The sequence below is a fragment of the Paenibacillus sp. GCM10027629 genome (assembly GCF_042676425.1).
In the GTDB taxonomy this organism is placed as follows: domain Bacteria; phylum Bacillota; class Bacilli; order Paenibacillales; family Paenibacillaceae; genus Paenibacillus_K; species Paenibacillus_K terrigena.
On sequence record NZ_JBHTGZ010000009.1, the window covers coordinates 1,556,387 to 1,571,333 of the forward strand.

5 protein-coding genes are annotated in these 14,947 nt (G+C 44.2%); all 5 read right to left on the reverse strand.

The features are described from left to right. Nucleotides 1-51 precede the first annotated feature (51 nt). The 5 genes from ACFQZR_RS16645 to ACFQZR_RS16665 all read right to left on the reverse strand — a co-directional run bounded on the left by ACFQZR_RS16645 (nucleotide 52) and on the right by ACFQZR_RS16665 (nucleotide 14,630). Nucleotides 52-861, reverse strand: a complete 810-nt coding sequence (locus ACFQZR_RS16645; protein WP_379347764.1) for an ABC transporter permease — start codon at nucleotides 859-861, stop codon at nucleotides 52-54. Beyond that, a complete protein-coding gene (locus ACFQZR_RS16650) occupies nucleotides 861-1,646 on the reverse strand; it encodes an ABC transporter ATP-binding protein (RefSeq protein ID WP_018755588.1) in 786 nt (261 codons plus the stop codon). The genes ACFQZR_RS16645 and ACFQZR_RS16650 overlap by 1 nt, the downstream gene beginning before the upstream one ends. A gap of 18 nt (nucleotides 1,647-1,664) precedes the next feature. Further along, the gene (locus ACFQZR_RS16655) at nucleotides 1,665-2,663 is read right to left on the reverse strand and encodes an ABC transporter substrate-binding protein (protein WP_379347767.1); all 999 of its coding nucleotides are present in this window, start codon (nucleotides 2,661-2,663) and stop codon (nucleotides 1,665-1,667) included. 151 nt (nucleotides 2,664-2,814) lie between these two features. Then, nucleotides 2,815-8,430: an endo-alpha-N-acetylgalactosaminidase family protein gene (locus tag ACFQZR_RS16660; protein WP_379347769.1), complete on the reverse strand. Its 5,616-nt coding sequence runs from the start codon at nucleotides 8,428-8,430 to the stop codon at nucleotides 2,815-2,817. A 533-nt stretch (nucleotides 8,431-8,963) separates the two neighbouring features. After that, nucleotides 8,964-14,630, reverse strand: a complete 5,667-nt coding sequence (locus tag ACFQZR_RS16665; protein ID WP_379347771.1) for an endo-alpha-N-acetylgalactosaminidase family protein — start codon at nucleotides 14,628-14,630, stop codon at nucleotides 8,964-8,966. Nucleotides 14,631-14,947: the final 317 nt, after the last annotated feature.

A 14,947-nucleotide genomic window follows, 5' to 3' on the forward strand; every position in this document is an offset into this window, starting at 1 on the left:
TGAACTCTATGGTACTCTATTTCGCGCAAAGGAACAACTTGGGGACATCTCTCAGGTTAGCTTCCGTTCCAGATAAGCGACGAATTGATACATCACTGTTGCGACGACGGCAATAAGGACTAACGTTGAGAGGACCAAGGTGAAGTTGAATACCTGGAACCCATAAATAATAAGATAGCCAAGCCCTACCTTCGAGACAAGGAATTCACCTACGATCACACCCACCCAAGCCAAGCCGACATTGACCTTCAGTGTTGATACGATAGCTGGGAATGATGCCCGCAAGATCACTTTATAGAAGACATCCCGTTTGCTCCCTCCGAAGACACGAATCACTTTGACGTAATTCGGATCGACCTCGCGAAAGCTCTGATAGACCGTCAGAGTTGTAATCATGACAGTAATGGACAAGGTTGTAGCGACGATTGCCATAAACCCCGGTCCGAAACCTACAATAAATAACGGTCCGAGCGCAACCTTCGGCATACTGTTAAAGACGACCATATAGGGGTCGAGTACTTTCGCAGCAAAATCCCACCACCAGATCACCGCAGCAAGCGCCGTTCCAAGCAGTGTCCCGAGCACAAATCCGACGATGGTCTCGCCTACCGTTGCGCCTAAGTGCACCCAAATCGACCCATCTAACATGTCATGATAAATTTGGTTAAATACTTTGCTCGGATAACTAAATAGAAGCACATCAATCCATTTATTGCGGCCAGCGACTTCCCATATAGCAAAAAATACGATTAGAATCAGCAATTGCGTACCAAATACCTTCCGCTGAATTTTCCGCTTGCGAAGCAAATGCGCTTGATGAAGCTCTTGAATCTGGCCGTTACCCGCTGAAGTCGATTCCATTACGTCGTCCTCCTTTCCGTCGATTCAAGCTCTTTCCAGACTTCATGGAATAAGGCATTGAAGCCTTCCTGCTCGCGTGCATAGAAAGGTTCGGCATTCCGAATGGCATCCGGAATCTGAAATTCCTTCCGGAATCGGCCTGGATGAGACTCGAGTACGATCACACGATCACTGATCGCGACGGCTTCCGAGAGGTCATGCGTGACAAGAATCGCCGTTTTCTTATGCTGCTTCATCGTGAAGGCCACGAGATCCTCAAGCTGCAGCTTCGTCTGATAATCAAGTGCTGAGAAAGGCTCATCGAGCAGCAGAATATCCGGCTTGGTCGCAAGCGTTCGAACCAAGGCCACCCGCTGACGCATGCCGCCAGATAATTGATGCGGATACAAATTGGCCGTATGCTGCAGACCCATCTCTTCTAATAGATGTAAGGTATAGGCGCGAGAAGCATCATCCTTCTGTCCCGTGAGTTCTAGTCCGATCATCGCATTCTCCAGAATCGTACGCCATGGGAACAGATAATCTTGCTGGAGCATATATCCGACGACGGGCGTCGGACCTTGTACGGCTCTTCCGAGCACATGAACCTGACCCGAAGAAGGCAGCAGGAGACCTGCAATCATTGAGAGAATTGTCGTCTTGCCACACCCACTCGGCCCTACGAGACTGACGAATTCACCGGTTTGTACCGTGAGGGAGAACCTGTCAATCGCAAGCGTTGCCTCCCGATCTGTAACATATACTTGTGTAACGTCTTCAAGACCGACCACGGGAACATCTGACATGGTATCTCCCCCTCCTCATCACTTCATGGACTTTTCTGCAAATGACGTATTTACAATGCTCTTGTACTCGACCTTAGATTTCAATTCCCCTGCGGTTGACATGACATCCATCAAGTTATTCCATTCGGACTCATCCAGTATCGGATCCGTTGCATAAGAGCCCTGTTCCTTATAACGCTTCACAACCGAGACGGCAATGTCCCGATCCGTATCCTTGAAATACGGAAGAATCGTATCCGCAATCGTTTCCGGACTGTTCTCCTGCACCCACATTTGCGCTTTGTGCACCGCATTCGTGAATTTCTGAACGGTATCGCTGTTCTTATCGATGAAGCTCTTCTTCGTCATGAATACGGTATATGGCAATTTACCGCTCTCTACACCGAATGAAGCGATGACATGCCCCTTGCCTTCCTTCTCAAAAATCGATGCCTGCGGCTCGAACAGCTGCACATAATCTCCAGTACCGGAAGCGAAAGCCGTAGCAATATTCGCGAAATCAATGTTTTGAATCAAATTAAGATCCGCTTGTGGGTTGATTCCGTGCTTCTTAAGCGTAAATTCTCCCGCCATTTGCGGCATACCGCCTTTTCTTTGTCCGAGAAAAGTAGAATTCTTCAACTGATCCCAGTTAAACGAATCGACCGGTTTTCTGGAGACCAGGAACGTGCCGTCCGTCTGCGTAAGCTGCGCAAAATTGATAACAGGATCATCCGCCCCTTGCTGCGCAACATATACCGATGTCTCCGAACCGACGAGTGCAACGTCAATGACGCCCGATAGCAGTGCTGTCATCGTCTTATCTCCGCCTGCTGTCGTCTGCAGGTCCACATCCAGCCCTTCATCCTTGAAAAAGCCTTTGGCTAGCGCAACATATTCTGGCGCGTAGAACATGGAGCGCGTCACTTCCCCGACTTTGACCTTCACCGATTCGCTTTTCGAGCCTGAGCATGCCGATAGCACCATACCGCTGAGCATCACGAGCAGCAGCATTGCAATCCATGATTTCCGTTTCAAATAAACCCCTCCCTGACACCTACTTTGGTATTAACAATGTATGCACTCGCCTAGGAAAGGGTTAATTGACCAAAAGCGGATAATCGGAGATGAAAAAAGAGCCCGCTGTTCTAGACAACGGACTCTCTCCCCCAATCGGGGCATGATTTCATTATTGAATAATCTTCTGCGCGATCGCCGCCAAGTCACTAATATCAATGACGCCATTGTTGTCAAAGTCAGCCATGCGCAGTTTACTCCAGTTCGGGCTATCCTTGGTTGCGCCATAGTTTGCAGCAGCAATCGCAAGGTCACCGATCGTTACTTTGCCATCGCCGTTCATGTCGCCCGTTGCAACTGGCGGTTGCTCCTTCACCACTTGTACGGTAGAGCTCGCATTTCCGATGGTCATCTCTGCTCCTTCGGCATCCGAAATCATGACCTTCGTCAGCGAGATGACACTATTTACCGCCTCAGCTACTTCCTTCGCTTTGAACGTCAGTTCTAGGACATTCTTCGTGCCTGTTACGGCATTGCCTGGACCTTCGCTTGCGACAATAAACCGCAGCTTGCCATCCGGCGTCGTCTTCTTATCGATGATGCTAACCCCTATAATGAGGGATTTCGCAGACAAGAACTCGAGCTTAGCCGGATCAAACTCGACTGATAGATCCTGCGCATATACCCCTTGCGTTACGCTGCTGAGACCGACTTGCACGTTGAACTCTTTACCAGCAGTTACTGTAGCTGGCGCCGTGATGGAGCCGGACGGCACAGCCGTTGCTGCGGCATCATCGAAAGCTTTAACCGCGGATTGTAGCGCTTCGATTCCGGCTGTCACGTCTGCCTGCGTTGCTGCTGTATTGACAACATTTTGTGCTGTTGCAATTGCTGCTTTGAATGCATCGACGGCTGCTTGCGGATATTGGCCAGGCTGATTACCAACTATGGCATGATCCACTTTGACTTGAGCAGCTGCAATCGCTGCCTTCAGCGCTGTTGTATCCACCAACGTTGATTTAGCGCCGTAAGCTTCAAACTCACGGAACCCTGCCCATGTTGGATCAATACCCAAAGCAGTCACTTTAATAAATTTAACATTCTTAGCAGACCAAGTATCTTGTGTAACACTTTCAGTTACTGGGGTACTCCACTTATCCACCGTCTTGTTCCAGGTTTCTCCGTCCGAAGAAACTTCTATTCTGTACTTCACCGTACTTGAAGCCGATTCCCAAGTAATCTTGGAACCCGTAACATCGTACTGTGCTCCGAGGTCAACCTTCCACCAGTGTTCCGTACTTGGATTGCTTACGCACCAACGCGTTGATGTTTGGCCGTCATTACCCATCGCTGCCGTATTGCCTGACTGCTGACTGCTTGCCGTTGCAGGTTTTCGGAGTGCAATGTTCGGATCTTCTTTGACTGTAATTTCAGCAATAGCTTTCTTCTCAGTACCCTCAATCGTACCATTTACAGTAAACTGACCTACTTTGCTGATCTGCTCATCTGTAATGAGATCCCACGCAACCGATACAAATCGCTTCGATTGATCGCTCATCGTTACTTCGATCGTACTTGGTAACACCGGTTTTACGCCAATAACCGTGCTCATTTTTGTTGTAGGAATTGCAACAATTTCAGCTCTTGAGTTCGTAACGATAACAATGGCCTGAGCCTTAATATTCGTTCCTGTTACAGTACCCGCTACGCTGAATGATCCAACATTTTTATAGCTATTGTCAGCAATTGCATCCCAAGTGACTGGCACTTGGATAACTGTACCGTTTGAAGCGACCATCTTAGCCTTTTCTGGCATAACAGGTGCAATTCCTACCGAAGTGTAAACATTCATCACTTTGGCATCTACGATCTCTACTGCTCCACCAGCTGTAACGGTAACGGTCGCTGTAATCGTTGCATCCTGAACACCATTAATGTGGCCTGTAACGTCAAAGGTTCCTACCTCAGCATATTTGGAAGGGGCAATGGCTGGCCATTGAACTGGCAATTCCATGACGGTGCCATTGCTCATTGTTGCCTTTACTGTTGAAGGCATTTCCGGATGCATGCCAGCTGTAGTGCTGACTTCTGCTGTCTTTGGTCCAGTGATGGAAGGAGCTTGTTGAGCAACTCTCATCTCAGCGACACTCGCCCAACCATTAATACCTTCTAATGCTGTTAACTTCACATGAGTGATTGGCTTTGAACTATCGATAGCAATTTGCTTCGTTGCAATCGTCTTCTCCCATGTTCCATCTGCAACTTTCACAAAATCTTGAGCATCTGCAACCTTCACATATAATTCATATTTTGTAATAAAGCCATTACCATTAGCTACACCGCTGCCATTCGTCTCCTGTCTTGGAGTTACGTCCACTCTGTTGGCATTGTATGCTTTACCTAAATTAAGCGTAATGGATTGTGGTAACTTATTACTTCCATTCCAAGCTGTGTGCCATAATGTACTTGTATTCCCATCAAGAACATTTCTAGGTGCATCACTTGGTTCATACCCCGTTGCACTTGCTGTGATCCCATTAACAGGTATAATCGTTAAGTCAACAGGCGAAATTTGCGGCGGTTCGATGGTAGCGTCCTTCGCTTCTTTCACAACTAGATCATCCAGGATGAAGTCCCCTGCCGAACTGCCAACCGTATTTCTTGTTCCGATCCAGAAATCTTCAGAGCTTGCTGTAAATTTAACCGTAAACGGCGTAGGAACAGTTGCCTGCGGCATAGGTACGTTCATAATTTCCTTATTACCATTACCAACCACGAAGTTAATCTTCTTATCGAACTGGCTCTCATACTTGAAAGTTACTTCGTAAGTTGTTCCTTTATCGAATCTTAAAGTCTGCGGTAATGTTCTCATGATAAGACCGCCGCCAGATTTATGGGTCTTAATGGACCAGTTGCCGTTTAATACGTCATCCGTTTGGTTGCCATTCCATCCTTTTTGCGTGTATGGCGCGTGTAATTCAGATAAGTGCGTACGTGGATCACTTACGCCGTCCGCATCTGCGATAACAAATGGCGTCAAACCTTGGTCCACATTCTCAAAATCTTCAGCTACGAGTACATCTGGAGATTGTGGTATAACTCGCTTGGTCGGAACGCAGCGAACATCGTCAAATGTTACAGCCGCTGTTCCTGGAGCTACTTTCAAGTACAATTTCGCTGTATCCTGTCCTGCTGCTACATCAAATACGACTCTCATTCTCTGCATATTGGTGCTGTGCTTGGAGTCTGCTGAGATATAGTTCTTAAGTGGTGAGCTTTCCGTATAGTTCGTAATGTCTGCCCCACCGAAATCTTTCACACCAATTGTCGTTTTACGTTTTGCATTTCCTGCCGTGTTCGGATCACTACCGTTTGTACCGTTAGGTGTATTGCCGACCTGAACATATATGGATGCTGAGTAGGTTCCAGGTTTCAATCCTGATAACCCAGTCTCTAATACCGTTTCTTCCGTGTTTCCTTTGACAACTAATTCATATTGTCCACGATCGTTACGCTCAACAGTTGCTGCACCGCTCTTTACATCCCAGTGATCTAATTTCCCGCTGTTGAAGCTTGGATCCTTGGCTGGCATTGCCAATCCCCAATTCATCGCTTCAACCTTTGGCGTAACATCGCCTTTGTAAACAACATAAGCCTGTTTTGCTGCTACATTTTCAATCGTGATTTTTCCATTAACGACGTTAATGACTTTCTCTTCTTTCTTACCCGTATCTGTTAATATATATAACTTCACAGTCGATACATTGTTCCAGCTATTTGGCAGATCCCATGTCGTTGTTCCACCAACTTCATTGTAGTGATAAAGTTTTTCTTCAGCACCAGCCAATTCGCTAGCTGTCTTATCGGCATTTGGCGACCAAGGCAACAAATATTTAAGGTTGGAATAAGTGACCTTATCGTAAAGGTTACCACCCTCAGAAGCTTGTGTAATTGTTACATTTTCTTCAAGAAGCTTTTTACCATCTTTCGTAAATGTTCTCTTTCCGTCTGATGCTCTTTCGGCAACAACATTTCCTGCAAATTCAACTTTTCCAACATTGTTTTTGACATCGTATTTCGTCATGGGGAAGCTTTGCAGGTATTTCGTTGGCAGATTTGTTTTGAATACAATATTGATCATGTCATCATAATCTACTCTACCCTGCCATCCTTCAGCATCATTTGCCTCCGTACCGCCAAGAATAGGGTGACGTGCAATCCACGTATCCTTCTGGTGATTTCTCACAAATCTTGCGATATCACTACTATAACCCTTGGTGCCCTTACCTCCGTAATCATAGTCAACCGACCAGTGATTCCACACGGCATCATTTTCTAATACATTCGGAAACTCCGTCGTCAGAGTCCATCCCAAGGAATTCACTTCTCTTGCAAATCTTTTTCCATTAAACCCCTGTTCATACCATGCGTCAGCATAGATAAAATCAAGCGTCGGCGCATCGTCCTTTAACATTTGTAACCGGTTCAGTCTGTTGCCAGTAGTAACTTCTCTACGGTATGTCGGGTCATCAAAGTCATAGGATTGATCTAGCCAATCCCAACCGCCTTTGTTCAAATTGACTAATTGATCATCGAATGCCTTGGCTTCTGGGTGTGCCCCTGTGCCGCTAATATGTACCCCCATAAACGCATTATATTTCTGCGCTTCTCTTACGAGCGTATCCATATCCTTCTGTCCGCCCTGACGCACACCGATATGCCCGCCGTAATCCGGATGTGCGGAGTCGTGCCCTTCTGCTTGGTAACCCTTTAACTCCACCCACTGTCCAAGCCCGTCTGTCGATTGATAGATTCGCTTTGTTTCATCTAATGTCTTTAAGAAAGGATTGGTTGCCTGACTGCCAAAGTTCATCGGTATACGGTGAACAACAAGTTCAGACATCCGATCGCTTCCTACGGGATTGTTCATGATCTCGCGATATGCAACGGCTGCATCCTGCCAATCCAACTTTGCATCGCCGTTGGCGTCCGCTGTGATCACGACTTTCGTATGAGGTAACGGCTCCGTAATATCATTTGGCATGTTATTCCCGCGGTATACCCACGAAGCACTCCATAAAGCCGTACGGGAGTAACCCGTTTTCGCTGTCGTCTGCTTCACAATACGGTGGTTGTCATTGTCTCCATCCGCATTTGTATCACCATATGCATTGGACCAAACCCCTGCTGCCAGTTGATCATTGTTAATGAACGAGTACATATAGTTTCTTGGGGTAGTATCTACCGCAGGAGTTCCTGACACATCTTGATACACGTCGCCTTTTTTATAAACTGCGGTTTCCATTCTGGAACCAGCAAATTTGGCGCCCGCTTCCGTACTTCTCACCGATACCAAGCTGTGGTTTGGAATTTCAATGGTATGTATCCTTGCTGAACCGTTTTCTTTCACATCGGTAACTAGGAAGTCAAGCGTATTGTTTTTCACCGTAATGGACACCTTTATGACGATATCCAGTTCGCTAATCGTTAACGTATAATCCGCTTCGTTTTCGCTTTCTGTGTAATCGACTTTAGGTACATAGTCTTTACCGTTAATTCTTATTTTGTCCAATACATCTTCTGAGCCGTTCAACACTTTATTGCCCAGCTCATACTTGATGACTCGTGGGAATTTCTGATCTACTTGAACTTTCATTTGATTGGATTCTATGATTCCATCATAAGCTGCAGCATCCGCAGTTCCTGAAAATGCAGGTATCGTAATGCTAATCATCTGTACAGAGGCTACCACGAGTGCTAAGTTTCTAATGACTTTAGACAGTGACATTTCCATCCTCCTTCGAGTTCAATCTATGACTTGCCAATTACTCTTAATTAATCTTTCATACAATTGCCATCGATCAAGCATCACCTCCTTTGAGTCGAAATGTGTGAAAACGCTTACAATATCACTGGTACCATTGCTTGTCTTGCTGACTGTTGAAGAGATCACTTATTTTTTGAGAATCTGAATATATAGTTGAATTCATAGAAGTATTCATGGGAGGGAGCATTCTAATTACAAAATGCTAAATATCTGTTTGGTGTCTTTCTTAAATGAGGATAGTCATTGGGTGTAGAATTTCAAATACCTTGATCGATATTGTGAAAAGAGAAGAGTCAATCGACTTTATATGTGTTCATCTTACTCTCCGGCCACTGAGAAGTTAATGACGATACTTTGGATTTCTTGATAAAATTTACGGAAATCGCCAAATAAGATCTTATTCGTTCGTGTACCGTGAAAAACCCCCTTCGTCGCACTCGAACCTCCTGATTTCAAAAAGCTGATTCGAGTATTCGTTTGAAGGGGGTGCTGCCTTAATTGATGCTTGTGATTATTCCATTCTCAATCATAAACTCAACGGTTTCATAACCTTTTAGCTCGTTGGGTTTATACATATTATTCTGGATGGTAACGACACCGGTATTAGTTGTGAATTGAATGGTTTTATTCATTTTATTGGAAGTCACCTGCTGTGATGGCAATTGTACAACCCATGTTATTGCATCAGCATTCTTGGTCAGATCGATCACAATATTGGTAATTCCCATATGATCTTTAACTGCTTTTGCAAATGCCTTATTCATTGTTGAATTATCCAATACCACTTTGCCTGTATTTCCATCTACAGTTGCCTCAGGGATGATTCTTACGGTTCCATCGTTATCAATGACGATTTCGTGTGCTTTCGTAGGAGGCGTTCCTGGGTCTTTGTCTCCTCCATTTTTCTTTGTTACTGTTACTTCTACGGTAGCTTTGATATTTGTTCCATTCACTGTACCTTGAACTGTAAATTGACCAGGCTTGGAATACTTTGTTTCATCGATATGATCCCAAGATACGGATACACTCTTTTCAGTATTATCGCTATATAGAGCGATTACTGTAGTTGGCAGTACAGGTGCAGTTCCCCGTTGCGTGCTAACGGTTACTGGTTTGATCGAAGTAATCTCCACAACTACGCTATTCTCTACAGTTACATTTGCAACAGCTTTCTCATCTGATCCAGCGACTGTACCATTTACTGTAAATGTACCTGGCTGTGCATACTTGCTCTCATCTATAGCATCCCAGGTTACTGCTGCTTCACCAGTTGTGTTATCTTCATAAACCACAGTTACATTAGCCGGTAATTGAGGAGCTATTCCAACCGTTGTGGAAACAGTAACCGGATAAATTGATTTAATAACGGTTCCAGGATCTACAGTTGATTTCGCACCGTAGGCTTCAAACTCACGGAAACCTGCCCATGCTGGGTCAACACCCAGAGCTGTTACTTTAATAAATTGAACATTCTTGGCGGTCCAAGTATCTTCTGTAATACTTTGAGTAACTGGAGTGCTCCACTTATCGACAGCTGTAGTCCAGTTCTCGCCATCCGTAGATACTTCGATTTTATACTTCATCGTACTTGAAGCTGTTTCCCAAGTAATCTTCGAACCTGTTACATCATACTGTGTACTCAAGTCAACCTTCCACCACTGTTCAGTACTTGGATTACTTACGCACCAACGAGTTGATGTTAGACCGTCATTACCCATCGCTGCCGTATTACCTGACTGCTGACTGCTTGCAGTTGCAGGTTTCCGGAGTGCAATGTTTGGATTTTCTTTGACTGTAATTTGTGCAACAGCTTTCTTATCCGTACCTTCGATCGTACCATTTACAGTGAACTGACCTTCTTTACTTAGCTGTTCATCCGAAATACGATCCCATGTAACAGATACAAATCTCTTGGTATGATCACTGAATGTTACTTCAAGCATGCTTGGAAGTACTGGTGCTTTACCAATGACTGTACTTACTTTTACTTCAGGAATATCAATGATTGCAGTCCCAGCATTTGTAACGATAACAATCGCCTGAGCTTTAATATTCGTACCTTCTACGGTACCCGTTACATTAAATGATCCAGCACTCTTGTAGCGATCCTCGGCTATTTCATCCCAAGTGACAGGTACATTGATAACTGTACCATTCGAAGTTACCATCTTAGCCGTTGCTGGCATCAAAGGTGCAGTTCCTACGGTCGTGTAAACCGTCATCACTTTGGCATCTACGATATCTACTTTTCCGCTCGCTTTTACGGTTACAGTAGCTGTAATAGCTGCATCCTGAACTCCATTAATGTACCCTACGACTTCAAATGTTCCTACTTCAGCATATTTAGAAGGGGTAATGGCGGGCCATTGAACTGGCAATTCCATTTCTGTATTGTTGCTCAATGTTGCCTTTACGGTTGCAGGCATTTCCGGATACATGCCAACTGTCGTGCTAACTTCAACTTTATTGGGTCCAGTTATGGATGGAGCTTCTTGAGCCACTCTCATTTCAGCTACACTCGCCCAACCATTAATACCTTCTAACGCTGTTAACTTCACATGAGTGATTGGCTTTGAACTGTCAATCGCAACTTGTTTGGTAGCAATGGTTCTTTCCCACACACCATTATCAACAACTTTTACAAAATCTTCAGCATCTGCATACTTAACATATAAGTCATATTTTGTAATAAAGCCATTACCATTAGCTACACCTTTACTATCCGTCTGCTGTCTTGGTGTAACGTCTACTCTGTTAACATTGTAAGCTTTACCTAAATCAAGCGTAATGGATTGTGGTAGTTTATCACTTCCATCCCAAGCCGTGTGCCACAATGAACCTGTGTTTCCATCAAGAACATTTTCAGGGTTATCACCTTCTTGATAACCTGTTGCACTTGCTTGGATACCATCTACAGGTATAACAGATAAGTCAACAGGTGTAATTGGTAGTGGCTCAATGGTAGCATCCTTTGCTTCTTTTACCACGAGATCATCAAGGATAAAGTCTCCTGCTGAATCACCAGCTGTATTTCTTGTACCGATCCAGAAATCTTCTGTGCTTGCTGTAAATTTAACCGTATACAGTGTAGGAACGGTTGCCTGTGGCATAGGTACGTTCATAATTTCCTTATTACCATTACCAACCACGAAATTAATCTTCTTATCAAACTGACTTTCATATTTGAATGAAACTTCATACGTTGTTCCTTTATCAAATCTTAAAGTTTGCGGTAATGTTCTCATGATGAGACCACCACCTGTTTTATGAGACTTAATGGACCAATCGCCATTTAATACGTCATCAACTGCTTTTCCATTCCAACCTTTTTGCGTGTATGGAGCGTGTAATTCGGATAAGTGAGTACGCGGATCACTTACGCCGTCAGCATCAGCTATAACAAATGGAGTCAAACCTTGGTCAACATGTTCAAAATCTTCAGCTACGATTACATCTGGAGATTGTGGTACAACTCTCTGGATAGGTACGCAGCGAACATCGTCAAAGGTTACAATCGCAGTTCCTGGAGCTACCTTAAAGTACAATGTTGCAGTCTCCTGTCCTGCTGCTACATCAAATACGACTCTCATTCTCTGCATATTGGTGCTGTGCTTAGAGTCAGCTGAGATATAGTTCTTAAGTGGTGAGCTTTCCGTATAGTTCGTGATGTCTGCTCCGCCGAAATCTTTCACACCAATCGTCGTTTTACGTTTTGCATTTCCTGCCGTGTTAGGATCACTAGCATTTGTACTATTTGGTGTATTCCCTACCTGAACATACATGGAAGCTGAGTATGTCCCTGGCTTCAATCCTGATAACCCAGTCTCTAATACCGTTTCTTCTGTATTGTCTTGGACTACTAATTCATACTGTCCACGATTGTTACGTTCTACTGTTGCTGCACCGCTCTTTACATCCCAATGATCCAATGTTCCGCTGTTGAAGCTTGGATCCTTTGCAGGCATTGCAAATCCCCAATTCATCTCTTCAACCTTTGGCGTAACGTCTCCTTTATAAACAACGTACGGTTGTTTTGCTGCTGCATCAATCGTGACTTTGCCATCAACTACGTCGATGACTTTTTCATCTTTCTTACCTGTATCCGTTAATGTGTACAACTTAACTGTCGATACATTGTTCCAGCTATTTGGAAGCTCCCAAGTCGTTGTTCCGCCAACCTCATTATAGTGATAGAGTTTTTCTTCAACACCTGCCAATTCGCTTCCTGTCTTATCGGCATTTGGCGACCATGGTAACAAATATTTGAGGTTATTGAATTTGACATCATCATACACATTACCGTCACTTGTTCCTTGTTGAATGGTTACATCTTCTTCAAGAAGCTTTTTACCATCTTTCGTGAAGGTCCTTTTTCCGTCTTCTTTCCTTTCAGCAACAACATTTCCTTTAAATTCGACTCTTCCCACATTGTTGTTAACATCGTATTTTGTCATAGGGAAGCTTTGCAGATACTTCGTTGGTAGATTTGTTTTGAATACTTCATTGATCATTTCATCGTAATCTACTTTACCCTGCCATCCTTCAGCATCATTTGCCTCCGTACCGCCTAGGATGGGATGGCGAACAATCCATGTATCTTTCTGGTGATTTCGCACAAATCTTGCGATATCACTGCTATAACCCTTGGTATGCTTACCGCCGTAATCATAGTCAACCGACCAGTGATTCCATACGGCTTCATCTTCTAATACATTTGGGAACTCCGTCATAAGCGCCCAGCCAAAAGAATTCACATCTCTTGCAAATCTTCTTCCGTTAAAGCCCTGCTCATACCATGCATCGGCATAAATAAAATCAAGTGTTGGCGCATCGTCCTTCAACATCTGTAGACGGTTCAATCTGTTCCCAGTAGTAACTTCTCTACGATATGTGGGATCATCAAAGTCATAGGATGCATCAAGCCAGTCCCAACCGGGTTTGTTGACATTAACTAATTGATCATCAAAAGCCTTGGCTTCTGGGTGAGCACCTGTACCACTAATATGTACACCCATGAAAGCATTGTATTTCTGTGCTTCTCTTACAAGCGTATCCATATCCTTCTGTCCACCCTGACGAACACCGATATGTCCGCCATAATCCGGATGTGCAGAGTCATGCCCTTCAGCTTGGTAACCCTTTAATTCCACCCACTGTCCGAGCCCATCCGTTGAGAGATAAATTCGCTTTGTTTCATCGAGTGATTTCAAGAATGGGTTGGTTGCCTGGCTGCCAAAGTTCATCGGTATACGATGAACAACAAGTTCGGACATGCGATCGCTGCCTACAGGATTGTTCATGATATCTCGGAATGCAACAGCTGCATCCTGCCAATCTATTTTAGCGTCCGCATTTGCATCCGCTGTAATAACGACCTTACTATGTGGTAATGATTCTGTTATGTTATCTGGCATATTATTTCCACGATATACCCATGAAGCACTCCACAAAGCCGTACGAGAGTAATCCGTTTTCTTGGTCGTCTGCTTCACAATACGGTGATTGTCATTATCTCCATCGGCTTTTGTATCACCGAATGCATTCGACCAAACCCCTGCTGCTAGTTGATCATTGTTGATGAACGCGTACATATAGTTTCTTGGCGAAGTATCTGCCGCAGGAGTTCCTGATACATCTTGATACACGTCGCCTTTTTTATAAACAGCGGTTTCCATTCGGGAACCGGCAAATTGGGCACCCGCTTCTGTACTTCTTACCGATACCAAACTATGATCTGGAATTTCAATGGTGTGTATTCTTGCTGTACCATTCTCTTCTACCTTGGTTACTACGAAATCAAGTGTATTCTTTTCTACGGTCATGGTTAGATTGATGACTACATTCAGCTCATCAACAGTTAGCACATAGTGGGCTTGATCTGCCTCTTCTGTGTACGTCACTTTCGGTACATAATCTGTTCCGTTGATTCTGATTTTGTTTAATACATCTTCTGAACCATGCAGCACTTTGTTATTTATTTCATACTTGATTACTCTTGGGAAATTCTGATCTAATTGAACGGACATTTCATTGGATGTTATGATTCCATCATTACTTGCAGCAGCATCCGCAATCCCTGAAAATGCAGGAATCGTAATGCTAATCATTTGTGCAGAGGCTACCACAATTGCTAAGTTTCTTATTACCTTTGACAGTGACATTTGCTACCTCCTCAGATTTCATCTAGTACTTGCTATTAAGCTTTAGTGCAATGCCATGAAGCCGGCATCACCTCCTTTGAGTTTAATATTTTGAAATCGCTTACAAATTTGCCGCCAGTATCATTTCTTCATAGGAAGGAACATTCCACAAAATGCGACATCTGTTTGGCGCGAAGATCGATAAATCCGTCGATTTATGTATTGTTTACATCTTACTCTCCCGCCAATGGGAGGTTAATGACGATAATTTGGATTTCTTGATATATTTTACGGTTCCAGTATACATGAAAAATAGAGCAGCCCAAGATCGCCTCGAG